We start from the raw sequence: 24,650 nt of genomic DNA on the forward strand, positions 1-24,650 counted from the left end.
TATTCCCCATGAAGCGGTCGAGCTCGGCGCGCAGACGGGTGCTCTCGCTCGACAGGGTCTTGGCCGAATTCAGCACCTCTTCCGAGGCCGAGCCGGTCTCGGCGGCGCCGCGGTTGACCTCGCCGATGTCGGTGGCGGCCGTCTGCGTGCCCTGTGCGACCGTCTGGACGCTGCGGGCGATCTCCTGGGTGGCGGCGCCCTGCTGCTCGACCGCGCTCGCGATCGACGTCGAGATCGACGAGATCTGGCCGATGGTCGCCCCGATCTCCTTGATCGCGGCAACCGATTCGGCGGTGGCCCCCTGCATGCCGGCGATGTGCGAGGAGATCTCGTCCGTCGCCTTCGCGGTCTGGCTTGCCAGCGACTTCACTTCGCTCGCCACCACCGCGAAGCCGCGGCCGGCTTCACCCGCGCGGGCCGCCTCGATGGTGGCGTTGAGCGCAAGAAGGTTGGTCTGCTCGGCAATCGCCGTGATCAGCTTGACCACCTCGCCGATCTGCTGGGCGGCATGCGACAGCTTGCCGATGCGGCCGTCGGTCTCCTTGGCCTGCACCACGGCAGCCTCGGCGATGCGGCTGGAATCGCGGACCTGGCGACCGATCTCCTCGACCGAGGCCGAGAGCTCTTCCGTCGCGGTCGCGACCGACTGCATGTTGCTGGAGGCCTGCTCGGAGACGCCGGCGACCTGGCTCGACAGGCTCTGCGTGGTCTCGGCGGTGCGGGTCAGCGTCGAGGCCGCCGATTCCAGCTGCACGGCGGAGGCCGAGACGTTGGAGACGATGGCGCCGACCGCGCTCTCGAAATCATCGGCAAAGCGGATCAGTTCGGCGCGGCGGCTTGCGGCCTGCTCCCGGTTCTGGATTTCGCTGGCGGCAGCGTCGCGCTCGGCCTTGGCGACCGCCTGAACCTTGAACTCCTCGACCGCACCGGCCATCTCGCCGATCTCGTCTTTGCGGCCGAGGCCGGGCAGCACCACGTCGAAATTGCCCGAGGCAAGCTCGCGCATCGCCTTGCACATCGCAATCATCGGACGCGAGATGCCGGTACCAAGCAGAAAAGCAAGGACCGCGCCGAGCAGCGTGCCGCCAACGGCCAGCATCAGCACCAGCTGCTCGGTCCGTCCGATGGTCGCCTCCGACTCCGAATCCAGCCGCTGCTGCTCGGCGAGGAGGTCGGCCTTCATGGTGGTCGCTCCTTGCAGGATCGCACCGGCGGAACCGTTCATCTCGGTGACGAGATCATCGACCAGCTTGGCATTGGCGATCAGCTTCTCCAGCGCTTCGCGATAGGCGCCGAGCAGAGCCTTGGCATCCTTCAGGCCGGCGACGACCTTGTCGTCCATGGAATAGATCGCACCGAGCGAGTTCTCGACGAATTTCAGCCGCGCCAGCGCGCTGGTGGCGATCGACTGGTCGGAGGTCAGCACGAAATTGGTCGCCGCCGCGCTCGCCGTCTGGAACTGGGCGTTGACCTGCTTCGTGCCGAACTCGATCGCCTGCGCCTCGGAGTCGGAGGCGTTGTTGCCGATATCGTCCAGCTTGTATTTCAAGAGATTGGCGTTGCGGCTGAGCTGGTTCTGCACCAGCAGCGCACTGTCGCGCTTGGCCTTGAGTACCTTTGCGAAGGTCGCGGAGAAGTTGGAGAACTCCTTGGCGAGCTTGTCGAGGCTCTCCTGCCGCGCCGGCGTCTTGGCGCCCTTCACGGCCTGGTCGATGGCGTTCTTCAGGCTGCCTTCAGCATCCAGCGCCGCCTTGGCGTCGTCTTCCTTGCCGGTCACCACGAAATAACGGGCGGCCGAACGATAGGCGAGCAGCTCGCGATCGATGTTGCGGGCGAGATCGGCCTCGGAAACGCTGCTGCGGTACGACCCGACCCCGGAGGCGACCCGCTCGAAGCCGAAATAGGAGAAAGCCATGCTGCCGGCGGAAATCACCAGCACGGCGGCGAAGCCGAGAATGATCTTTGCGCGGAACCTGAGGGCCGGAAACAGTGCACGCTTGGACGGCGACGCGATACGCCCGGACATTCCCACCCCCATTTGTAATTCAGCCGCGATCCGGAGGCGCCCCGCCCCCCGACCTTGATGCGCAAAACTAAGGCAGAATCGATAAGGGGCGGTAAATTCGTCCCACCCCTCTCCGGCCCGATCGGCTTCGGGCGGAACGCCCCGCCCCGCAGGCCCCATCGCCGTGTTGCGACCGGACGAAAAAGGCCATACTCTTTGAACACTTGTCAGGAATTCGGCATTAGACCGAGCTGTCCTCGGGGGAGAAACGGAGTGAGGCAAACCGACTTTCGGTTTGGCGGTGCTTCCGGCATTGCCGTCGCGAAGTCGAAGGCTGCGGGCGCGGAACATGCTGTTGCCGAGCTCACCGCTCAGCTCCCGGCTGACGAGCTGGCGCTGATCCTGCTCTTTGTCTCCCCGAGCTACGACCCCCACCAATTTATCGCGGAGATCAGCCGGCGATTTGACGGGATCCCGGTCTGCGGTTGCACGACCGCCGGCGAACTGGCCCCTGACGGTTGGGACGAGAACAGCATCGTCGCTCTCGCCTTCAGCCGGGCCGACTTCTCGGCCGTGGTGCGTCCGATTCTCAATCTCGACAGTTTTCGCGTCGAGGACGGCCGCCGGATCGGCGCCGAAATCCGGCAAGAGCTGCTGCGGGTGTCCGCGCACGCCGAGCGCCGAAATCCGTTCGGCCTGGTGCTGATCGACGGCCTGTGCCGCCGCGAAGAGACGGTGATGTCCGCCATCTATGCCTCGCTGGACGACATTCCGGTCATCGGCGGGTCTGCCGGCGACGGATTGCGCTTCGAGAGGACCTGGGTGTTCCTCGACGGCAAGGCGCATACGAATGCCGCGCTCCTGATCCTCTTGAATACGTCGCTGCCGTTCCGGGTCTTCAAATGCGATAATTTCGAACCGCGGCCACAGCGCATGGTGGTCACCGAGGCCGACATCGAGAACCGGACCGTCAGGGAGCTGAATGCGGAGCCCGCGGCCCAGGAATATTCCCGTGTCGTCGGCATCATGGATGCCAAGCTCGACCCCTTCTCATTCGCGTCGCATCCTGTGCTGGTCCGCGTCGGCGGCTCGTACTATGCGCGGTCGATCCAGCGCGTCGAACCGGATGGTTCCCTGCACTTCTTTTGCGCCATCGACGAAGGCATGGTGTTGACGGCGGCGACGTCGCGCAGCCTCGTCGGCACGACGCGCGAGGCCTTTGCGGAGACGTGCGACCAGATCGGTGAGGTCTCGCTCTATATCGGCTTCGAGTGCCTTCTGCGCCGTCTCGATGCCGAGCAGCATCAGCTCGCACGCGACATGTCCGAGCTCTACCGCCAGAATCGCGTGGTCGGTTTTCATACCTACGGCGAACAGTTCGGCTCGATGCATGTGAACCAGACGTTCACCGGCGTCGCCATCGGCAGGCGCCCCACGTGACCGAGCTGTGGCAGGATCCCGCAACGGTCGAGCAGCTTCAGCGGGAAACCGCGAAGCTGAAGAAGATCAATGCAGCGCTGATGTCCCGCGTCGAACGCTCGATGGACCAGCAGCTCAACGCCTTCTCGCTGTTCGAGACCGCCATCGCGCTCGACCGCCAGGTTCGAGACCGGACGCAACAATTGCGCGAGGCGCTGCATTCGATCGAACACGCCAATGAAGGGCTCCATCGCGCCAAGCAGCAGGCCGAGGCCGCAAGTTCGCTCAAATCATCCGTCCTGATCTCGGTCACCCACGACCTGCTGCAGCCGCTGAACGCGGCGCGCCTGACGCTCTCGGCACTGACCGAGATGATGCAATCGCAGGACGCCGCCCTGCTGATCGATCAGGTCGACCGCTCGCTGGTGACGCTGGAGGATCTGCTGCGCTCGTTGCTGGAGATCGCAAAGCTCGACGCCGGCGCGCTCAAGCCCGACGTGCGTCCCATGGCGCTCGCGCCGCTGCTCGAGCAGCTCCGCAACGAATTCGCGCCGATCTGCGCGCGGCAGGGCCTGTGCCTGCGCATCCGCTCCTCGCCGCTCGCTGTGTCGTCGGACGCGATGATGCTCCGGCGCATCCTGCAAAATCTGCTCGCCAATGCCATCCGCTACACCCGCAGCGGCGGCGTCGTAATGGGATGCAGGCGCCGCAACAACCGCATCTGCGTTCAGGTTTCCGATACCGGACCGGGCATCGCACAGGCGCAGCAGGAGGCCATCTTCCGCGAATTCCAGCGCGGTGAGGCCAGCGCAACCGACCAGGCCGGATTTGGGCTCGGTCTCTCCATCGTTCGCCGCTTCGCAACGGTGCTCGGGCACGAGGTGCGGCTGTCATCGCAACTTGGCAAGGGATCGACGTTCACCCTCGAGCTCGAGCCGGCCGACCTTGCCGAGGTCGGCGACGGGGCGCACGAGGCCAAGCTCACCGAACGGCAATATGGCGGGCTCGAAGGCGCCAAGATCCTGCTGATCGAGAACGATCCATCGGGCTCTGAGGCCATGGCCGCGCTGCTGGAAGGATGGGGCTGCGACGTCGCGTCGACGCGATCGGCCGCGGACGCGCTGCTGCGCCTGCGCGAGCTGGGCGGCGCGCCGGACGCGGTCATCGCCGATCTTCATCTCGATCACGGCGAGAGCGGATTGTCGGCCATTGCCGACATCCGGCAGCAAACGAAGCTGGACGTGCCTGCGATGATCATCACCGCCGACTATTCCGAGAAGGCCGCCAAGCAAGCGAGCCTCTACGGGCTCGAGGTGTTGAAGAAGCCGGTCAAGCCCGCCGAAATGCGCGCGCTGCTGTCGTTCCTGCTGACGTGATGCGGTCGCGGCCCTTCTGCTACTCGGACTGCGCGCGATCGTGCTTCGCCCGGCTCCCGTCGCTGGCCAGCGTCGCGAAATCGATCTTCGACATCTCGACGATCGCCTTGGTGCGGCTCAGCACGTTCAGCTTGCGCAGGATGTCGGAGACGTGGACCTTCACGGTCGTCTCGGAAATTTTAAGCTCATACGCGATCTGCTTGTTCTGCAGGCCGCGCTTGAGCATTTCGAGAACCCGCAATTGCTGCGGCGTCAGATCATGCAGCCGCTTCAGCAGATCATGCGCGGGACCTGGAGCCCGCTGCGGCCGGAGCGCACGATAGGCGTTGGGAACACAGACGAGGCCACGCAGCGCCTCGCCGATCGAATGTGCAAGCTCCTGCTTGGACGAGGATTTGAGGATGTAGCCGGACACGCCGAGCGACAAGGCGCCGGAGATGATGCGCGGGTCTTGATGCGCCGATACGATGACGACGGGAACCTTCGGAAAGGCCTTGCGGATGCGAACGATGCCCGAGAGACCGGTCGTGCCCGGCATCGACAGGTCGAGCAGGAGGAGATCCAGCTCGGCTCCCACGGCCAGCTGCTCGAGCGCGCCATCGACCGACGTCGCCTGCAGGATCTCGGCCTCGGGCGCCACCATTCGCAGCGCGCCTTCGAGCGCCTCGCGAAACAACGGATGGTCTTCGACAATCAGAAATCGCGTCACGCGTCAGCCATTTCCAAATCGTTGCAGGGATCGAGCGTAAACCGAGGATGTATCAGCCGGCGCCAGCCGGCTTGATCGAGGTCAATGACAGCGCCGGTCATTGCGGCCTCCCGCGGTCGACCCTTGCATAGGGGCGGTTCCTGGGATCTGGCAGGTCCATCTTGCCGATCTCGATGATCGCCTTGTTGCGGCTGAACAGGCCGAGCTTGCGCAGGATCTCGGTGATGTGCGCCTTGACCGTAGATTCGGCGAGCTGCAGCTCCTGCGCGATCTGCCGATTCGGATAGCCGCGCCGCAACAGGTCCAGAACCCTCAGCTGCTGCGGCGTGAGCTCGCGGAGCTTGACCTCGAGCGCCTTGCTGGTCTCGGCCTTTCGTCGTTGCGGCGTCGCCACGAAATCCCGCGGCACCGAGACCGAGCCGGAGAGCACGCCCTCGATCGACTGGGCCAGCTCGCGCTTCGACGTCGACTTCGGGAGATAGCCGGCCGCGCCGAGCGCCAGCGCTTCGCGGACCACGTGCTGGTCCTCCTCGCTCGATACGATGGCGACCGGCAGGCGCGGATATGTTTCGCGCAGGCGGAGGAAACCGGAGAAGCCGGTCGCATCCGGCAGCGAGAGATCGAGCAGCGCGAGGTCGACCCCCTGCTCGGTCGTCAGGATGTGCAGAGCATCCTCGATCGACATCGCCTCGAGGATGCGGGCCTCGGGCAGGGCCAGCCGCACCGCATTGCCCAGCGCTTCGCGGAACAGCGGATGATCGTCGATGATCAGGAAGCTGGCCATTGCGCCTTCCAAAGGATCCGCCGTACCGGCGGCAGCAGCGCACCCATCCCGTGCCGGAAAGATGCAGGATGGACGCTACCACATCTTCCCGATCCCGTCCGGTCAAGACCGTTCAGTCGTTCGATTCGACCTGGACCGTCAGCAGGAAGGAATAGATGCTATCGAGCTGGCCGTCGGTGAAAACCTCCTTCCAGGGCGGCATGCCCCTGGCGGGGCGCCCCTCGTGTACGGTCTTCCAGAACGTATCGCGCATGTCGTCGCCGTAGCGGTGATGCAGGAGCCGCAGGTCGATCTTCCGTTCGCTCTGCACCGCGTCCGGGCCGTGGCAATGCGCACAGGTTCCGTTGAAGATCTCCTTGCCTGCGCTGACGGCCTCGGCATTCGGCGCAGCTGCATCGCCCTTGATCTCGGTTGCCACCGCATTTGCGACCTGCATCACGCTCGCCCCGGGGCCCGCTCCGGTCGTGGTTCCCGCCGGCGCAGCCGGGGCCGCACCAAGGCGGACAGGCTGTCCGGCCGGCAAGCCGTATTTCACCGCGAGATCGGCGATTGTCCGCTGGAGCTGAGGCAAGATCGCGTCGACGCGATCGCGGAGCTCGGTCGACCCCTTCGCAAAGCCGATGGCGGCATCCCATGACAGGCCTTCGCCTTCGGTCAGCCGGATTTGATAGCGATCATTGTAGGTGGTCATGTTCAACCAGCCGGCCACGGGCCCCCAGATGAAGGCGACGTCGGCCTTGCCCTGGTCGAGCGCCTGCATGCCTTCCTCGGGCGACAGCACGGTGACCTTCTGGATATCGTCCCGTGTCGCAAGAAGGTTTTGCGGCGTGCTGGCGTACTGGACTGCGACGCGCTTGCCCTTGAGGTCGTCGAAACCGCCGATCGCGTGACCCTTCGCCGCGACCAGCGCGTAGCCCTCCCTCGCAAAGGTGCTGGAGAAGATCATGGCGGGACCCATGAAATCCTCCGAGCGCGGCAAGCCGATCATGGCGTCGCATTGCTTGCCCAGCAGCGTGACCCGCACCGTGCGCTTGCCGAAATAGGATTTGTACCAGTCGTAGGCGATCGGCTGGCCGAGCGCCTGCGCCAGCGCCCGGCCGATTTCGACATAGAAGCCCGGCCGCGATGGGTTATCGCTCGAGAACGGCAGATTGGTCGGATCGGCGCAGAGACGGAACGGCTGCGCCTCGTCTGCGTGACCCGGCGCGATCATCGCGGACGCGGCGACACATGCGAGGAACCCGGCAACGGCGCGATTTCGGCTCTTGCCGCTTCCTGGATTGATCGGACGCATTCTCATCTCCGGAGGTTTGGAATGGCTTGACCGGGGATTGCGGCACGGGATCTGGCCAACGCCGCAATCGCGCAATCTCGAAAGGCGCGCGCGTATCCCGTCTCCTTCGGGATACGCGCGCCAGTCGTCACTGGACGGAGAACACGAAGAGCGAACCGCCCTCGGGGGCTGCGGCCGTCATCTTCTTCCCAACCTCGCCCAGGAACGCGGGCAATGCAGCCGTGCGGCCGACGACGATGGCGACGTATTGCTTGCCGTCGACACTGTAGGTCACCGGGCCCGCGCCGATGCCGGAGCCGAGATTCTTGCTCCACAGCACCTTGCCGGACTTCGCATCGATGGCGCGGAAGTCGCCGTGGATGTTGCCGGCGAATACGAGGCCACCGCCCGTGGTCAGCGTACCGCCGTTGAAGGGCAGGTCTTCCTTGATCGACCAGACCTTCTTTTGGGCGACGGGATCCCAGGCCACGAGCTCGCCGAGGAAGCCGCCGGGACCTTCCTTGGTCGGGAATTCGGCGCCGAGATAGAACACGCCGCGCTTGTAGGCGACGTCGGAGACCGACCAGTCCATGCAGACATTGTTCGAGGGGATGTAGACGAGTCCGGTCTGCGGATTGAACGACATCGGCTGCCAGTTCTTGCCGCCGATCAGGTTCGGACAGATGTCCTTGGCGGGATGGCCCGGACCCGGACGCTTGTCGGGATCCTCGACTGCGCGCATTGTCTGGACGTCCCACTTGTTGGCCCAGTTGGAGAACACGTATTTCTCCGCCGACAACACCTTGCCGGTCTCACGGTTGGCGACGAAGAAGAAGCCGTTGCGATCCGCCTTCATCAGCGCCGGAACGGTGCTGCCGCCGATCTTCAGATCCGCGAGCACGGCCTCATTGACGCCGTCATAGTCCCAGGCATCGGCCGGCGTGGTCTGGATGTGCCATTTGATCTTGCCGGTGTTGGGATCGAGCGCCAGCGTCGAGGCGGTGTAGAGGTTGGTCAGCTTGCCGAAATTGCCGTCCCCGGTCGAGCGAACGCCGGTGTTCCACGGGCCGGGATTGCTGGTCCCCCAATATACGGTATCGGTCTTGGGATCGTAGGAGCCGACCAGCCAGGCCGCGCCGCCGCCATGCTGGGCGGAATCGCCTTTCCAGCTGTCGCCGCCGGGCTCGTCCGGGCTGGGAACCGTGAAGGTCTGCCACAACTGCTTGCCGGTCTTGACGTCGAAGGCCTGGAGCGAACCGCGCACGCCATACTCGCCGCCGCCGAAGCCGGTGATGACCTTGTCGCGCACGACCAGCGGAGGCGAGGTGATGACCGAACCCTGCTTGTAGTCGACCACCTTCGTCGTCCACTGCGCCTTGCCGGTCGCGGCGTCGAGCGCCGTCAGCTTGCCGTCGAGACGGCCCACGAAGATCTTGCCATCCGCATAGGAGACACCGCGGTTGTTCACGTCGCAGCAGGCATATTGCAGCACATCATCGGGAATTTCGGGCTCCCACGTCCACTTGCGCGCACCGGTCGCGGCATCGAGCGCGTAGACGTATTTCGGGCCCCAGGAGCTCGAGACGTACAGCGTGTTGCCGACGACGATCGGCGAGGATTCGTTCGAGCGCAGCGACGCCAGCGAGAACGAATAGGCGAGCGTCAGCTTGCCGGCGTTCTCGGTGTTGATCTGCTTGAGCGGGCTGTAGCGCGTGTTGCCGTAGTCATGGCCGGCAACGGCCCACTGGTTCGAATCGGATTGCGCCTTGAGCAGCGAATCGTTGGCGCGGACGTCAGACGCGCCGGCGGCCAACATCGCGATCATCGAAATGCCAGCCAAGAAGCCCTTCGTTCCAAAGGTCATGTATTCCCTCCGCGATGTTGTTGTGCACGCCTCGTTGGGCGCCTGAGCGCATAGCGCTCGTGACACGCAGTTCGTCTGCGAGCCATCGTTCGAAATTACAGCATCGCCTTTTCGCGCTTAGTATAGGCGGAAGGTAGTAGTGCAAATCATTGACGATCTTCGTCGCCCATCTCGTTGTCCGAGCTTGCGTCTTGCCCTTGTTTTGCAGCTCGAAATGCGTCATCGAATTCAGACAGCATCGCGCCGCAATCGCGCATCAATCACGATGATGGCGCTACCAACGCCGCGAAGCTTTGGAAGAAGTTCGCGGCAAGTTTTCGCGACGTCGACTCGATCAGACGCGAGCCGAGCTGTGCGAGCTTGCCGCCGATCTGCGCGTCGGCCTCGTAGTGCAGGATGGTGACGCCAGGCGCTTCTTCCTCCAGCCTGACCTTCGCGCCGCCCTTGGCAAATCCGGCGACGCCACCGGCGCCTTCGCCGACGATGCGGTAGCCATTGGGTGCATCGATATCGGCCAACGTCACCTTGCCGCTGAACGTCGCCTTCACCGGACCGACCTTCAGCACCACGGTCGCGGTCATCTCCGTCGGGGACGCCATCTCGAGCGATTGACAGCCGGGAATGCAGCGTCTGAGAATGTCGGGATCGTTGAGCGCGGCCCACACCGTGGCCTTGGACGCCGGGATCCGCTGACTGTCGTTCATCTGCATCGCTTCCACCCTTTTTGCCGTTGCCGGTCGGCTCGACTAGGGTGGCGCGGGCCTGCGATCAATCGCCAGGAAGTACTAGAGGGTCGTGGCCGATGCGGCTTACCGGCGAGCATCGTGCGGCGCGGCTTCGCTGCATCGCCATAAGCAAAATCAATGACTTAGACCGTCGCCGCCTACTACCAAGATCGCGATTACAAAGGCGGGAGCGCGTGCTCCTATTCGTGCAACGAAGGCAGCATCAAGGGAGAAACGACGCACCGGGCCGCGTCCAGGGGCAAGTGGCGAGCACGACCAAGACACGCGCCGCCAGGACAAGCGCTTCGCATGATGGCCGTCGAACACACCATCGCAGCTGGAGGAGCGACCTTTTCCGCAAGCTTCCCGCAAGGTCGCACCACCCACTGGCGGCGGCGCGGAGCGTCGTGACCGGATCGTACGATTGCGACGGTCGCACGGTGTCATTTACATGACGCGCGGTCGCCAAAATCCCAGTTGCAAAGTTTCGCTCGCGCTGTCTCTAATTAGAACCAATCAAAATCATCCTGGGAGGACTTCAAGTGTCTACAGTCAAACTGACGGTCAACGGCAAGGCCGTCGCCGTCGACGTCGAGGACCGCACGCTGCTGGTCCAGCTTCTGCGCGATCACCTCAACCTCACAGGAACGCATGTCGGCTGCGACACCAGCCAGTGCGGCGCCTGCGTCGTGCACATGGATGGCCGTGCGGTGAAATCCTGCACCATGCTGGCGGGCCAGGCCGATGGCGCCAGCATCACCACCATCGAGGGCATCGCAAAGGGCGACGAGCTGCACCCGATGCAGGCCGCCTTCCGCGACAATCACGGCCTGCAATGCGGCTATTGCACGCCGGGCATGATCATGTCCGCGATCGACATCGTGCAACGCCATGGTGGCCAGCTCGACGAGGCGACCGTCCGCCACGAGCTCGAGGGCAATATCTGCCGCTGCACCGGCTACCACAATATCGTGAAAGCCGTGCTGGATGCGGCCGGACGCATGAAGGTTGCGCAGGCGGCCGAGTAGAGCGGCCGCCGCGACAAAAAACCACTGCCGCTTTCGAGGGAAAGCGCAGGTCAACAAATTTCCGGTCGGGAGGACCAGACATGGGTGTTGAAGGCATCGGCGCGCGAGTCGTGCGCAAGGAAGACAAGCGTTTCATTACCGGCAAGGGCCGCTACGTCGACGACATCAAGCTGACGGGCATGACCCATGCCTATTTCATCCGCAGCCCGCACGCGCACGCCAAGGTGAAGGGGATCGACTCGTCCGCCGCGCTGAAGATGCCGGGCGTGGTCGCGGTGCTCACCGGCAAGCAGCTCGTCGACGACAAGGTCGGCAACCTCATCTGCGGCTGGGCCATCACCTCCAAGGACGGCAGCCCGATGAAGATGGGCGCATGGCCGGCCATGGCGCCCGAGACGGTGCGCTTCGTCGGCCAGGCCGTCGCCGTCGTGATCGCCGAGAGCAAGAATCTCGCACGCGACGCGGCGGAGGTCGTCGTCGTCGATTACGAGGAGCTTCCCGCGGTCGCCGACATGCACGCCGCCATCAAGGCCGGCGCGCCGCAGCTTCACCCCGAGGCCCCCGGCAACCAGGTCTATGACTGGGTGATCGGCGACGAGAGCGCCACCGATGCCGCCTTCGCCAAGGCCGCCAATGTGGTGAAGCTCGACGTCACCAACAACCGCCTCGCCCCGAACGCGATGGAGCCGCGCGCGGCGATCGCCGATTACGACGCAGCGGAAGAGCACTTCACGCTCTATACGACCTCGCAGAACCCGCATGTCGCCCGCCTCGTGCTGTCGGCGTTCTACAACATCGCCCCCGAGCACAAGCTGCGCGTGATCGCCCCCGATGTCGGCGGCGGCTTCGGCTCCAAGATCTTCATCTATCCCGAGGAGATGGTGGCGCTGTGGGCCTCGAAGAAGGTCGGCCGTCCCGTGAAATGGACTGGCGACCGCACCGAGGCTTTCCTCACCGACGCGCATGGCCGCGACCACATCACCCATGCCGAGATGGCCTTCGACGCCAACAACAAGATCATCGGCCTGAAGGTGAAGACTTACGCCAATTTCGGCGCCTACATGTCGCTGTTCTCGTCCTCGGTCCCGACCTATCTCTACGCGACGCTGCTGTCGGGCCAGTACAACATCCCGGCGATCCATGCCGAGGTGATCGGCGTCTACACCAACACCACGCCGGTCGACGCCTATCGCGGCGCAGGCCGCCCGGAGGCGAGCTATCTGATCGAACGGCTGATGGAAACGGCGGCGCGGCAGCTCAACGTCGATCCGGCCCAGTTGCGCCGGACCAACTTCATCACCCAGTTCCCGCACCAGACGCCTGTGATCATGGCCTACGACACCGGCGACTTCAACGCTTCGCTCGATGCCGCGATGAAGGCGATCGACTATGCCGGCTTCCCCGCCCGCAAGGCCAAGGCGAAAGCCGACGGCAAGCTGCGCGGCATCGGCGTATCCTGCTACATCGAGGCCTGCGGCATCGCTCCGTCCAAGGCGGTCGGCAGCCTGGGCGCCGGCGTCGGCCTGTGGGAATCGGCCGAGGTGCGCGTCAACCCGGTCGGCACCATCGAGATCCTCACGGGATCGCACAGCCACGGCCAGGGTCACGAGACCACCTTCTGCCAGCTCGTTGCAGAGCGCCTCGGCGTTCCCATCAGCCAGGTCTCGATCGTCCATGGCGACACCGACAAGGTGCAGTTCGGCATGGGGACCTACGGCTCGCGCTCCGCGGCCGTCGGCCTCACCGCCATCCTGAAGGCGATGGAGAAGATGGAGTCCAAGGCCAAGAAGATCGCCGCGCATGCGCTGGAGGCGTCCGAGGGCGACATCGTAATCGAGAACGGCGAGTTCAAGGTGGCAGGCACCGACAAGGCGATCGCCTTCCCGATGGTCGCGCTCGCGGCCTACACCGCACACAATCTGCCTGATGGGATGGAGCCGGGCCTGAAGGAGAGCGCCTTCTACGACCCGACGAACTTCACCTTCCCGGCCGGCGCCTATATCTGCGAGCTCGAGGTCGATCCCGGCACCGGCAAGACCTCCTTCGTCAACTTCGTCGCGGCTGACGATTTCGGCCGGCTGATCAACCCGATGATCGTCGAGGGCCAGGTCCATGGCGGCCTTGTGCAGGGCATCGGCCAGGCGCTGCTCGAGCACGCGATCTACGATGCCAACGGCCAGCCGGTCACGGCCTCGTTCATGGACTACGCCATGCCGCGCGCCGACGACGTGCCGTCATTCAATCTCTCCCACACCACGACGCTGTGCCCGGGCAATCCGCTGGGCATCAAGGGGTGCGGTGAGGCCGGCGCAATCGGCGCTTCTGCGGCTGTGATCAACGCGATCACGGATGCGATCGGCAAGAACAATCTGGAAATGCCCGCGACCCCCGATCGGGTGTGGCGCACGATCCACGCGGCTTGACCGCTCATCATCGTCATTCCGGGGCGACGCGAAGCGTCGAACCCGGAATCTGGAGCTACGAATTCAACCTCGAGATTCCGGGTCTGCGCCTGCGGCGCATCCCGGAATGACAGAGAAAAGATTTCAGGAGCAACCAAGATGTACCAGACCACCTATCATCGCGCCTCCTCGGTCGACGAGGCCGCCAGCCTGTTCGCCAAGAGCAGCGAGGCGAAATTCCTCTCTGGCGGGCAGACACTGCTGCCGGTGATGAAGCAGCGCCTCGCAGGTCCTTCCGACGTGATCGACCTTGCCAAGATCAAGGACATGATCGGCGTCGAAGCCTCCGGCGACACGCTGACCATCAAGGCCGCCACGCCGCATTACGATGTCGCGAGCAGCGACGCTGCCAAGAAGGCGATCCCTGCGCTCGCCTATCTGGCCTCGCTGATCGGCGATCCCGCCGTGCGCTACCGCGGCACGATCGGCGGCTCGATCGCCAACAACGACCCCGCCGCGGACTATCCGGCCTCATTGCTCGCGCTCGACGCGACCGTGAAGACCAACAAGCGGTCGATCGCGGCCGCCGATTTCTTCAAGGGCCTGTTCACGACCGCGCTTGAAGACGGCGAGATCATCACCGCCGTGTCGTTCCCTGTTCCGGCGAAAGCGGGCTATTCCAAGATGCCGCATCCGGCCTCGCGTTTCGCGCTGACCGGCGTGTTCGTCGCGCAGACCAAGTCGGGCGAGGTTCGGGTGGCCGCCACCGGCGCCTCGCAGAATGGCGTGATGCGGGTGCCTGCGATCGAAGCCGCACTAAAGGCGAACTGGTCGCCGGCAGCGATCGACAGCGTCAGCATTCCGGCGAGCGGGTTGCTGGCCGACATCCATGGCTCGGCGGAGTACCGCGCCAACCTCGTCAAGGTGATGGCGCAGCGCGCGGTGGCTGCTGCGGGCTGACGATCACGCTCCAGCGTCTCAGCACAAATTTTCCGCGGCGCGCACTTCGGTGCGCGCCCGTTTTATTTTGGCCGTGCGGCATCAAAACTGCTTGCCTCGTTGGCGTGAAGGCGGGAAAAGTTAATCGGCCGATTAACTCGCTCAACAGAAGAAACGTTTGAGGCGTTTGCCGGATCACCGGCACCTGCCCGCGACCCGAGGAAACAACAACGTGCTCGACAAACCAGCCCCCACCTCGACCGTCCGCACCTCCGGCCCGCTCTCGGGCTTCCGCATCGTCGAATTCGCCGGCATCGGTCCTGGTCCGTTCGCCTGCATGATGCTGGCCGACATGGGCGCCGACGTCGTCACGCTCGATCGCGTCGGCGCGAAGAAGAGCATGAAGTCGGTGGCGGGCCGCGGCCGCAAGGTGATCGAGCTCGACCTCAAGGACAAGGCCGCGATTGCACAGGTGCTCGACCTGCTTGCCAGCGCCGATGCCCTGGTCGAGGGCTTCCGTCCCGGCGTGATGGAGCGGCTCGGGCTCGGGCCCGACGTGGTGCTCGCGCGCAATCCAAAGCTGGTCTATGGCCGCATGACCGGCTGGGGCCAGGAAGGCCCGCTCGCGAATGCCGCCGGCCACGACATCAACTACATCTCCATCACCGGCGCGCTTGCCGCGATCGGCACGAAGGAAGCGCCAGTGCCGCCGCTCAACCTGGTCGGCGATTTCGGTGGCGGCGCGCTCTATCTCGTCGTCGGCGTGCTCGCGGCACTGCTGGACGCGCAGAAGTCCGGCAAGGGCCAGGTGGTCGATGCCGCCATGTGCGACGGCGCGGCCTCTCTGATGTCGTTCTTCTTCGACATGACCGCGATCGGGCGCTGGACCGAGGGGCGCGACCAGAACTTCCTCGACGGCGGCGCGCATTTCTACGGCGTCTATGAATGCGCCTGTGGCCATTTCGTCTCGATCGGCTCGATCGAGCCGCAGTTCTACGCGCTGCTGCGCGAGCATGCCGGGCTCACCGACACCGATTTCGACGCGCAGATGGATCCCAAGGCCTGGCCCGCGCTGAAGGAAAAGCTCAAGACGGTGTTCAAGAGCAAGTCGCGCGAGGACTGGTGCAAGATCATGGAAGGCACCGACATCTGCTTCGCGCCGGTGCTGACCATGTCGGAGGCCACGCAGCATCCGCACATGGTCGCGCGAAAGGTCTTCGTGGAACGTCACGGCATCAAGCAGCCGGGGCCGGCGCCACGGTTCTCGCGCACGCCCTCGAAGGTGCGCGAGCCGGAGCCGGCGGAGATCGCCGCGGTGATGCAGGCGTGGGCAGGACGTTAGGCTCTCTGCTGTCGCCTCACTCTCCGCTGTCGTCCCGGACAAGCGCGCCATAAGCGCGCGCCGATCCGGGATCCATAACCACAGGGAGTGGTTTGGCGAAGATTCGTGGTTCGGTACTCCTACCGAACACAATGGATGGATTCCGCGGTATGGGTCCCGGATCGGCGCTTACGCTTGTCCGGGACGACACCCTTTGTAGAGACGACGACGTCGGCAACAGCGGCAGCTTAAGCCGCGTCCACCTTCAACACCCCGCGCCGGATCTGATCCTCCTCGATCGATTCGAACAGGGCTTTGAAATTGCCCTCGCCGAAGCCGTCGTCGCCCTTGCGCTGGATGAACTCGAAGAAGATCGGGCCGATCGCATTGGCCGAGAAGATCTGCAGCAGCACCTTGGTCTGGCCGCCCTCGACCACGCCCTCGCCGTCGATCAGGATGCCGTTCTTCTTCAGCCGCGCCAGATCTTCGCCGTGCTTGGGCAGGCGCGCATCGATCTTCTCGAAATAGGTGTCGGGGGGCGACGGCATGAACGGCAGGCCGGCTTCGCGCAGGTCTTCGATGGTGCGGTAGATGTCGCGGCAGCCGCAGGCGATGTGCTGGATGCCCTCGCCGCGATAGGACTTGAGATATTCCTCGATCTGGCCGGACTCGCCGGCGTCCTCGTTGATCGGAATCCTGATCTTGCCGTCCGGGCTCGTCAGCGCGCGCGAGAACAGGCCGGAGGCGCGGCCCTCGATGTCGAAGAAGCGAATCTGGCGGAAGTTGAACAGCTTCTCATAGAAGCCGGCCCAGACGTCCATGCGGCCGCGATGGACGTTGTGGGTGAGATGGTCGAGATAGAACAGGCCGGCGCCGACCGGCTTGGAATCGCGTGCGCCGAGCCATTCGAACTCGGCATCATAGGCCGAGCCATTGGCGCCGTAGCGGTCGACGAGATAAAGCAGGCTGCCGCCGATCCCCTTGATGGCGGGGACGTCGAGAGTCTTCTGCGCCGATGGCACATCGGCAGGTTCGGCGCCGAGCGAAATCGCGCGGTCATAGGCCGCCTTCGCGTCGACGACGCGAAAGGCCATCGACGGCGCACAGGGGCCATGCGCGGCGACGAACTCGTAGCCGTGGGTGCCGGGCTGCTCGTTGACGAGATAGTTGATGTCGCCCTGGCGATAGACCGTGATCTTCTTGGTCCTGTGGCGCGCGACGGGCGCATAGCCCATCAGCTTGAACAGCGCGTGCAACTGTTCCGGATCGGGATGCGCATATTCGACGAACTCGAATCCGTCGGTGCCCATCGGATTGTCGGCGCTGATCGTGGCCGGCGGTGCATCGTGCGGAAACGGACCCATGGTGCTCTCCCGAATTGCTGCTGGGAGGAACTATCCTTCATAGGGTGCGCAAGGGGCGTGCAAATGGGACGCGATTTCGCTACTCTATGCACGATTTGTGCAATAAATGGACGATTGACGCATGATTCCTGTGGACGCCTTTGACCTCAAGATCCTGGGCGCACTCCAGGACGACGGCCGCCTCACCAACCAGGAGCTCGCCGACCTCGCGGGCCTCTCCGCCTCGCAATGCTCGCGGCGGCGGATGCGGCTGGAGGAGGAGAAGGTGATCGCGGGCTATCATGCCGACCTCTCCAGCGAGGCGCTCGGCTTCGGCGTGATCGCCTTCATCCAGGTGGGACTGGCAACTCATTCGCCGGACAATTCGAAACGCTTCCGCGCGCTGGTGAACCGGATCGATGAGATCCAGGAGGCGTATTCGCTCACGGGCGATGCCGACTATGTGCTCAAGGCCGTGCTGCGCGACCTCAAGGGCCTCTCCAACCTCGTCAACGACGTCTTGATGCCGCACCAGAGCGTGGCGCATGTGCGCTCCTCGATCGTGCTCGACAGGCTCAAGGAAAGCTCACGGCTCCCGCTCAAGGAAATCAGGGCCGGCTGAAATCGAGGGAACTATGGCATTCGCGCGAGGCGCACGATCTGCGATGCTCCGGCTCCACGTGCGGAGATTCGACATGGCCCTCCAGCTTCGGCCGAACTGCGAATTTTGCGACCGCAACCTACCGCCGAGCGCGACGGACGCGCGGATCTGCTCCTATGAATGCACGTTCTGCGCGGATTGCGTCGAGACCAAGCTGTTCAACGTCTGCCCGAATTGCGGCGGCGGTTTTGCCCCACGCCCGATCAGGCCGGCGCAGGAATGGCGGCCGGGGGTCTGCACAGCGAAGCAGGCGCCGTCCGACAAGCGGGTGCATCTGAAGTACAGCGTGGAGGATGTCGCGGCGCATTGCGCGCGCGTGCGCGACGTGCCGCCGGAGAAGCGGTAGGCTCTCTCCACGCCGTCATTGCGAGGAGCCCTTGCGACGAAGCAATCCAGAATCTTTCCGCGGAAAGATTCTGGATTGCTTCGCTGCGCGCGCAATGACGGTGCGTGTGGCGGCGACCGCTCCTACTCCGCCGGCAGAATCGTCCCCTCGACCTCGCCGAACCCGACGCGATAGCCGTTGCCCTGGCACCAGCCGCGCATTACGAGGCTGTCGCCGTCTTCCAGGAACGAGCGCTTGGCGCCGCCGGGCAATTCCACCGGCTCGGTGCCGTTCCAGCTGATCTCCAGAAGACTGCCGCGCTGGTCCTTCTCCGGGCCGGAGATGGTGCCGCTGCCCAAGAGATCGCCGACATTCATGGCGCAGCCGCTGGAAGCGTGGTGCATGAGCTGCTGCACCGAGGACCAGTACATGTACTTGAAATTGGTGCGGCTGATGCCGGCGGGCGCATTGGCACCCGCAGCACGCAGGGAGACATCCAGCGCGACATCGTAGTTCTGCGGCTTCGTCTGCTTGAGATAGTCGAGCGGCACCGGCTCCTGCTCCGGCCCCTTCAGCCGGAACGGCTCCAGCGCCTCGCGCGTCACCACCCAGGGGCTGATCGAGGTCGCAAACGCCTTGGCGAGGAACGGCCCGAGCGGCACATATTCCCATTGCTGGATGTCGCGCGCGCTCCAGTCGTTGAGTAGCACGAAACCGAAGATCATCTCCTCGGCCTGTTGCTCCGTGAGCATGCCGCCCATCGGCGAGGGCTGGCCGATGACGACGCCCATCTCCAGCTCGAAATCGAGTCGCTTGCACGGCCCGAAGCTCGGCACATCCACATTCGGTGGCTTCAGTTGCCCGCGAGGCCGCTTCACCTTCGTGCCGGAGACCACGACGGTCGATGCGCGGCCGTTATAGGCGATCGGCATATGCAGCCAGTTCGGCTGCAGCGCATTGTCCTTGCCGCGGAACATCACGCCGACATTGGTGGCGTGCTCTTTCGAGGAATAGAAATCGGTGTAGCCGGAGACGGTGAAGGGCAGATGCAGTTTGGCAGCCGACATGGGAACCAGGGCCAGCTTGCGCAACTCGTCATTGTCGCGCAATTCGGGATTGTCGTGCCGCAAGAGCTCGCTGATCCGCGCGCGGGTCGTCGACCACACCTTCGGGCCCAACGACATGAACGGATTCAGGCTGCCTGCCGCAAAGGTCCCCGGCTGCCCGACATCGAGGCGGCCATCCTGCTCGAGCTCCCACAGATCAAGAATGTAGGCGCCGATGGCGACACCAACGCGCGGCGCCAATCCATTCGCCGAGAACACGCCATGGGGCAGGTTCTGGATCGGGAAGTCCGAGGCCGGATCGACGTCGATGAAGGAGCGGAGGCTGGGGTCGTTGGGGTGTGTCGTCACGTCTGGCCCGGTCCTTTCTTCCTTCTCCCCTTGTGGGAGAAGGTGGCGCGAAGCGCCGGATGAGGGGTTCTATCCGCGAATCTAGAATGAGAGAGGTCCACTCGCGGAGAGAACCCCTCACCCGTCTCGCCGCTACGCGGCGAGCCACCCTCTCCCACAAGGGGGAGAGGGCGCGACCATCACGGCCGGTTAGGATCGAACTTCTTCTCCAGGCCCTTCCAGCAATCCGCGTAATCGTCCTGCAGCGTGGACGCCTTCGCCGCATGCGCGGTGACGCGCTGCGGGTAGCGGGTCTCGAACATGAAGGCCATGGTGCCGGTCAGCTTCACCGGCTTCAGCTCGCCATTGCTGGCGTGCTCGAAGGCGTCGCGGTCCGGGCCATGCGGCAGCATGCAATTGTGCAGGCTCATGCCGCCGGGGACGAAGCCTTGCGGCTTGGCGTCATAGACGCCGTAGATCAGCCCCATGAACTCGCTCATGATGTTCATGTGGTACCAGGGCGGACGGAACGTGTTCTCCGCGACCATCCAGCGCTCGGGGAAGATCACGAAGTCGATGTTCGCGGTGCCCGCGGTCTCCGACGGTGAGGTCAGCACCGTGAAGATCGATGGATCGGGATGGTCGAAGCCGATCGCGCCGACGGGAGAGAAGGTGCGCAGATCATATTTGTACGGCGCGTAATTGCCGTGCCAGGCGACGACGTCGATCGGCGAATGCGGCAGCGTGGTCTTGAACAGCGAACCGCCCCACTTCACGAACAGTTCCGTAGGCGTGTCCTTGTCCTCGTAGTTCGCAACCGGCGTCAGGAAGTCGCGCGCATTGGCAAGGCAGTTGGCGCCGATCGGCCCGCGCTCCGGCAGCGTGAAGGCACCGCCGTAATTTTCGCAGAGATAGCCGCGCGCCGGGCCATTCGGAATCTCGACGCGGAACTTGACGCCGCGCGGGATCACCACGATCTCGCCCGGCTCGGCATCGATACGACCGAACTCGGTGACAACGCGAAGATTGCCCTGCTGGAGCACGAACATCAGCTCGCCGTCGGCATCGTAGAAATGCTGATCCACCATCGACTTGGTGATGAGGTAGACATGTGCGGCCATGCCGGCCTGGGTATTCACGTCACCAGCCGTCGTCATGGTCTGCACGCCCTGAACGAAGGTGACCTCATCCTTCGGAAGCGGCGTCGGGTCCCAGCGCAGCTGCGCGATCGGCAGGTCGTATTCATGGCACGGCGCCGAGCGCCACAGGCCGGCGTCGACCTTCTCGAAGCGGCCGGAATGCTTCACGGAAGGGCGGATGCGATAGAGCCAGGAGCGCTCATTGCTGCCGCGCGGCGCGGTGAAGGGCGAGCCGGAGAGCTGCTCGGCATAGAGCCCGTAGGCGCAGCGCTGCGGCGAGTTGCGGCCGATCGGCAGCGCGCCCGGCAGTGCCTCGGTCTCAAAGCTGTTGCCGAAGCCGGACATGTAGCCCGGCGTCACCTGGGCCGAGCTGCGGATGATCTGGTCAGGCGAGGTGTTGATGTTCATGACTATCCTCCTCCTTGCAAGGCAGCCCACATTTCCTGGTCGCGCTTGTCAGTCCAGATCACGGGGTCGTCGATGCCCGACGCCTCGTCATAGGCGCGCGACACGTTGAACGGCAGGCAGTGCTCGTAGATGGCGAAGCTGTGGAATTTCGGGTCCATCACCTCGCGGGTTGCCGCCATCGATTCCTTCAGCGTGCGGCCACGAGCAACGGAGATCTCGGCCGCGCCATACAGCGAGGTGACGAAGTCGCGCGTCATCGCGATGGCCTCGCGCACCGTGGCCGTGCCCTTCAGCGCATCGCCGCGGCCCGGCGCGATCGCCTTGGGATTGAAGTTGCGGATCTCGTTCAGCGTCATCGGCCATTCGCGCAGATGCGCATCGCCGCAATAGCAGGCCGAGTGATATTCGATGAGGTCGCCGGAGAACATCACCTCCGCATCCGGCACCCAGGCGACGATGTCGCCGGAGGTATGGCCGGCGCCCAACTGCATCAGGCGAACCTCGCGCTTGCCGAGGTAAATTGTCATCTCGCCTTCGAAGGTCAGCGTCGGCCAGGTCAGGCCGGGAATGCTCTGCGCATCCTGGAACAGCCGCGGGAAGCGGCCGTATTCGGAATCCCAATCCTGCTTGCCACGCTCCGCGATCAGCCGATAGGTCTCCTGCGAGGCGACGATGCCTTGCGCCTTGTAGGCGGAGGCGCCGAGCACGCGCACGGCGTGATAGTGCGACAGCACGACATATTTGATCGGCTTGTCGGTGACTGCGCGCACGCGCTCGATCACCTTGTTCGCCATCGCGGGCGTCGCCTGCGCGTCGAACACGAGGCAGCCATCGTCGCCGACGATGACGGCGGTGTTGGGATCGCCCTCGGCGGTGAAGGCATAGAGATCCGTACCGATCTCGGAGAAGGTGATCTTCTTCTCGGAGAGATCGCCAGTGGATGCGAAGTTCTTCGCCATCAATTCGTCCTTCAAGTCACCAGGTTATTGTTGCTGCTGTTGTTGCTGTTGGCCGTCGATCATGCGGCGCTTCGCAAGCCCGATCGCTTCGCGCAACACGTCGATATCGCCGATATGGTTGGCGAGGATCAGCACCAGCGCCGAATCGAAATCGGCGCTCTGCTCCTCGGTGAGACCGCGATGCGCCTCGACAATGGCGCGGAAGGCATCGTCGGGGCGTGCGAAGTTGGAGCTGGTGGAAAGCGGCATGCGAACCTCAATACAAGCCTTCGGCACGCACCAGCGCTGCCGCGATCGCCGCACGCGCCGGATGGCGGAAGCGCGCCGCGACATAACCATCCGGCCTCAGCAGATAGGCGGCGCCCGGTTCGGCGCCGTAACGCTTCGCGACCAAGCCCGAGGGATCGGCGAACCCGCCCTTGCCGCCGATGCGGATGCCCTTGACGCCATCGGGCGCGTCGATGGCCGCACCATTGCTGAACGACAGCAGGGTGAAGTCCGTTCCACCCTTGCGGAAGGCATCCGTCAGATAGATCTGCTCGCCGGCCGGCGTCGTGACGGGAGCGTCGAGCATGGAACAGCCGGGCGACGGTCCACCGTGCCACGTATCCGCGTCGAGCGAGGACAAGGGGGAATCATAGCTGCATGGCACCGAAAGCCGGCCGCCATTGACCATGCGCTTGCCGAACTCGGTCTCCTTCGCCAGCGACAGCACCGCCTTGCGCAGCCGCGCCTCCTGGTGCGAGTTCGGCGCCATGAAGTCGGTCGAGCGGGTGGATTCGCGAATGTTCTCGTCGGCCGCCATGCTGCGCTCGAGATGATAGCTCTCCAGCAGGCTCGCGGGCGATCTGCCGCGCAGCACACGGTCGAGCTTCCAGGACAGATTCTCCGCGTCTTCCAGCCCGGAATTGGCGCCGCGCGCGCCGAAGGGCGAGACCTGATGCGCGGAATCGCCGGCGAAGACCACGCGGCCATGGATGAAGCGGTCCATCCGCCGGCACTGGAATTTGTAGAGCGAGATCCACTCGAACGCGAACTTGTCGTGGCCGAGCATACGCGCGATCCGCGGCCGCACGTTCTCGGGCTTCTTCTCGACGACAGGATCAGCGTAGCGGTTGAGCTGGAGGTCGATGCGCCAGACATCATCGGGCTGCCGGTGCAGCAGCGCCGACCGCCCGGCATGGAACGGCGGATCGAACCAGAACCAGCGCTCGGTCGGGAATTCCGCAGTCATCTTGACGTCGGCAATGAGGAACTGATCCTCGAACACCTGACCAGCGAACTCGGCGCCGACCATCTGCCGCAACGAGGAGCGCGCGCCGTCGCAGGCAACGACGTATTGAGCAAGCACGCGGTACGCGCCCTCGGGCGTCTCGATCGTCAACGCGACGGAACCGTTGCGTTGCTCGAGCGCCGTCACCTTGTTGCGCCAGCGCAGGTCGATCTCGGGCAAATCGTCGATGCGGTCGACCAGATAGGCCTCGGCGTAATATTGCTGGAGATTGATGAAGGCCGGCCGCTTGTGGCCGTTCTCCGGCAGGAGATTGAACTGGTAAAGTTGGGATTCGCCGTGGAAGATGCGGCCGACGCTCCACACCACCCCCTTGTCGACCATGCGGTCGCCGACGCCGAGCCGGTCCCAATATTCCAGCGAGCGCTTCGAGAAGCAGATCGCGCGAGAGCCCTCGCCGATACGATCGGCATCATCCAGGAGGACGACACGCTGGCCGCGCTGAGCAAGATCGATCGCAAGCGACAGCCCGACCGGGCCCGCACCGACGACCACGACCGCGTGCTCGGCCGGGCTCTGGCCGGAACGATCCTGATCGGGGTGGCGTCGATAGCCGAACTGGGACTTGGCCTGCGCCATACACACTAACCTCGGCTCTGGTCAGGAGAGGATTGATCTGCTAGATAGTCTCACGTGCAACTATTTTGGACCGGAGCCGGCCGGCCGTCAACTGGAATTCGGAGCGCTTCCTTGACGAGGACATCCAGCAACATCGCGCTGAAGGCGCGTGAGGCCGACGAGGCTTCGGCGCGGCCAAAGCCACGGCTCGACCTGTTCAAGTTCGTGCCGTTCCGCCTCAACCGGCTCGCAGCGGAAGTCAGTTCCGCGCTTTCGGTCGAATATCAGGAACGCCATGGCCTCGACATTCCGGCCTGGCGCGTGATCGCCACCCTCGGCTTCCGCAACGATGCCTGCAGCGCACAGTTCATCGCGCAATGCACCCGCACGCACAAATCCACCATCAGCCGCGCGGTGACCACGCTGCTCAACAGCGATCTGATTGAACGGGTCGAGAACGAGGCCGACCGCCGCGAATTCCGGCTGCAACTGACGAGGAAGGGCCGTGCGCTCTACGAGGAGCTGTTCCCGCAATTGTTGCGGCGCGAGGACGAGATCCTCGCCTGCCTCTCCGCGCAGGAGCGCAGGCAACTCTCGGCCCTGCTCGGCAAGATCGAGCAGAGCCTCGACCTGATCCAGACCAGCGAAGAAGCCGACGCAAAGCAGGCGTATTAGGGACTCATAGAGGCGCGGACGTCGGCGTTTGAGGGTCCTGTTGAGGAATCTT

The 24,650-nt window shown here is 64.4% G+C and carries 21 protein-coding genes; 9 read left to right on the forward strand and 12 right to left on the reverse strand.

Annotation, left to right across the window (positions count from 1 at the left end; genetic code table 11):
* Nucleotides 1-2,026 (reverse strand): methyl-accepting chemotaxis protein (locus H1B27_RS35450; RefSeq protein WP_197969234.1); only part of this gene is annotated, 2,026 nt, incomplete at its 3' end.
* A 252-nt stretch (nucleotides 2,027-2,278) separates the two neighbouring features.
* On the opposite strand from H1B27_RS35450, the gene H1B27_RS35455 reads away from it, so the two are divergent.
* Nucleotides 2,279-3,445 carry an FIST N-terminal domain-containing protein gene (locus H1B27_RS35455; RefSeq protein ID WP_197969235.1) on the forward strand — a complete coding sequence of 389 codons (1,167 nt, stop codon included), beginning with the start codon at nucleotides 2,279-2,281 and terminating at the stop codon, nucleotides 3,443-3,445.
* Complete coding sequence (locus H1B27_RS35460) at nucleotides 3,442-4,800, forward strand: hybrid sensor histidine kinase/response regulator (RefSeq protein ID WP_061880342.1); 1,359 nt, start codon at nucleotides 3,442-3,444, stop codon at nucleotides 4,798-4,800. Before H1B27_RS35455 ends, H1B27_RS35460 begins: the two co-directional genes overlap by 4 nt.
* Nucleotides 4,801-4,819: 19 nt before the next feature.
* Here H1B27_RS35460 and H1B27_RS35465 read toward each other — a convergent pair whose 3' ends face one another.
* The 5 genes from H1B27_RS35465 to H1B27_RS35485 all read right to left on the reverse strand — a co-directional run bounded on the left by H1B27_RS35465 (nucleotide 4,820) and on the right by H1B27_RS35485 (nucleotide 10,140).
* On the reverse strand, nucleotides 4,820-5,509 hold the full coding sequence (locus H1B27_RS35465) for a response regulator (RefSeq protein ID WP_197969236.1): 690 nt from the start codon (nucleotides 5,507-5,509) through the stop codon (nucleotides 4,820-4,822).
* 97 nt (nucleotides 5,510-5,606) lie between these two features.
* Nucleotides 5,607-6,293 carry a response regulator gene (locus tag H1B27_RS35470; RefSeq protein WP_197969237.1) on the reverse strand — a complete coding sequence of 229 codons (687 nt, stop codon included), beginning with the start codon at nucleotides 6,291-6,293 and terminating at the stop codon, nucleotides 5,607-5,609.
* Between the two features lie 112 nt (nucleotides 6,294-6,405).
* On the reverse strand, nucleotides 6,406-7,587 hold the full coding sequence (locus H1B27_RS35475; protein ID WP_311977576.1) for a c-type cytochrome: 1,182 nt from the start codon (nucleotides 7,585-7,587) through the stop codon (nucleotides 6,406-6,408).
* Nucleotides 7,588-7,714: 127 nt separating this feature from the next.
* A complete protein-coding gene (locus tag H1B27_RS35480) occupies nucleotides 7,715-9,430 on the reverse strand; it encodes a PQQ-dependent methanol/ethanol family dehydrogenase (protein WP_246515933.1) in 1,716 nt (571 codons plus the stop codon).
* Between the two features lie 260 nt (nucleotides 9,431-9,690).
* Nucleotides 9,691-10,140 (reverse strand): SRPBCC family protein, encoded by a 450-nt coding sequence (locus tag H1B27_RS35485; RefSeq protein WP_061880338.1) that lies wholly within the window; start codon nucleotides 10,138-10,140, stop codon nucleotides 9,691-9,693.
* Nucleotides 10,141-10,697: 557 nt separating this feature from the next.
* Between H1B27_RS35485 and H1B27_RS35490 the strand changes: the two genes are divergently transcribed.
* The 4 genes from H1B27_RS35490 to H1B27_RS35505 all read left to right on the forward strand — a co-directional run bounded on the left by H1B27_RS35490 (nucleotide 10,698) and on the right by H1B27_RS35505 (nucleotide 15,866).
* On the forward strand, nucleotides 10,698-11,183 hold the full coding sequence (locus H1B27_RS35490) for a (2Fe-2S)-binding protein (RefSeq protein WP_061880337.1): 486 nt from the start codon (nucleotides 10,698-10,700) through the stop codon (nucleotides 11,181-11,183).
* Between the two features lie 80 nt (nucleotides 11,184-11,263).
* Nucleotides 11,264-13,606 (forward strand): xanthine dehydrogenase family protein molybdopterin-binding subunit, encoded by a 2,343-nt coding sequence (locus H1B27_RS35495; RefSeq protein WP_197969239.1) that lies wholly within the window; start codon nucleotides 11,264-11,266, stop codon nucleotides 13,604-13,606.
* 138 nt (nucleotides 13,607-13,744) lie between these two features.
* Nucleotides 13,745-14,545, forward strand: coding sequence for an FAD binding domain-containing protein (locus tag H1B27_RS35500; protein WP_197969240.1), 801 nt, complete (start codon nucleotides 13,745-13,747; stop codon nucleotides 14,543-14,545).
* A gap of 211 nt (nucleotides 14,546-14,756) precedes the next feature.
* Nucleotides 14,757-15,866, forward strand: a complete 1,110-nt coding sequence (locus H1B27_RS35505; protein ID WP_197969241.1) for a CaiB/BaiF CoA transferase family protein — start codon at nucleotides 14,757-14,759, stop codon at nucleotides 15,864-15,866.
* Between the two features lie 227 nt (nucleotides 15,867-16,093).
* Here the strand turns inward: H1B27_RS35505 and hppD are convergent, their stop codons facing one another.
* Complete coding sequence (gene hppD, locus H1B27_RS35510; RefSeq protein ID WP_197969242.1) at nucleotides 16,094-17,209, reverse strand: 4-hydroxyphenylpyruvate dioxygenase; 1,116 nt, start codon at nucleotides 17,207-17,209, stop codon at nucleotides 16,094-16,096.
* A 121-nt stretch (nucleotides 17,210-17,330) separates the two neighbouring features.
* On the opposite strand from hppD, the gene H1B27_RS35515 reads away from it, so the two are divergent.
* Both H1B27_RS35515 and H1B27_RS35520 read left to right on the forward strand, forming a co-directional pair.
* Complete coding sequence (locus H1B27_RS35515; protein ID WP_028178776.1) at nucleotides 17,331-17,810, forward strand: Lrp/AsnC family transcriptional regulator; 480 nt, start codon at nucleotides 17,331-17,333, stop codon at nucleotides 17,808-17,810.
* A 73-nt stretch (nucleotides 17,811-17,883) separates the two neighbouring features.
* Nucleotides 17,884-18,195 carry a DUF1272 domain-containing protein gene (locus H1B27_RS35520; protein WP_197969243.1) on the forward strand — a complete coding sequence of 104 codons (312 nt, stop codon included), beginning with the start codon at nucleotides 17,884-17,886 and terminating at the stop codon, nucleotides 18,193-18,195.
* Between the two features lie 122 nt (nucleotides 18,196-18,317).
* On the opposite strand, the gene fahA is transcribed toward H1B27_RS35520, so the two are convergent.
* The 5 genes from fahA to H1B27_RS35545 form a co-directional block, all read right to left on the reverse strand.
* Entirely contained in the window at nucleotides 18,318-19,589 is a 1,272-nt protein-coding gene (fahA, locus tag H1B27_RS35525; RefSeq protein WP_197969244.1) for a fumarylacetoacetase, read from the reverse strand.
* A gap of 179 nt (nucleotides 19,590-19,768) precedes the next feature.
* Complete coding sequence (gene hmgA, locus H1B27_RS35530; RefSeq protein ID WP_061880331.1) at nucleotides 19,769-21,115, reverse strand: homogentisate 1,2-dioxygenase; 1,347 nt, start codon at nucleotides 21,113-21,115, stop codon at nucleotides 19,769-19,771.
* 2 nt (nucleotides 21,116-21,117) lie between these two features.
* Entirely contained in the window at nucleotides 21,118-22,074 is a 957-nt protein-coding gene (locus H1B27_RS35535; protein WP_197969245.1) for an MBL fold metallo-hydrolase, read from the reverse strand.
* Nucleotides 22,075-22,098: 24 nt separating this feature from the next.
* Entirely contained in the window at nucleotides 22,099-22,323 is a 225-nt protein-coding gene (locus H1B27_RS35540; protein WP_061880329.1) for a DUF2783 domain-containing protein, read from the reverse strand.
* Between the two features lie 7 nt (nucleotides 22,324-22,330).
* The gene (locus H1B27_RS35545) at nucleotides 22,331-23,944 is read right to left on the reverse strand and encodes an FAD-dependent oxidoreductase (protein ID WP_061880328.1); all 1,614 of its coding nucleotides are present in this window, start codon (nucleotides 23,942-23,944) and stop codon (nucleotides 22,331-22,333) included.
* A gap of 111 nt (nucleotides 23,945-24,055) precedes the next feature.
* Here H1B27_RS35545 and H1B27_RS35550 point away from each other — a divergent pair, with 111 nt between their 5' ends.
* Nucleotides 24,056-24,598, forward strand: a complete 543-nt coding sequence (locus tag H1B27_RS35550; protein ID WP_197969246.1) for a MarR family winged helix-turn-helix transcriptional regulator — start codon at nucleotides 24,056-24,058, stop codon at nucleotides 24,596-24,598.
* Nucleotides 24,599-24,650: the final 52 nt, after the last annotated feature.

This window comes from Bradyrhizobium diversitatis (assembly GCF_016031635.1).
GTDB lineage: Bacteria > Pseudomonadota > Alphaproteobacteria > Rhizobiales > Xanthobacteraceae > Bradyrhizobium > Bradyrhizobium diversitatis.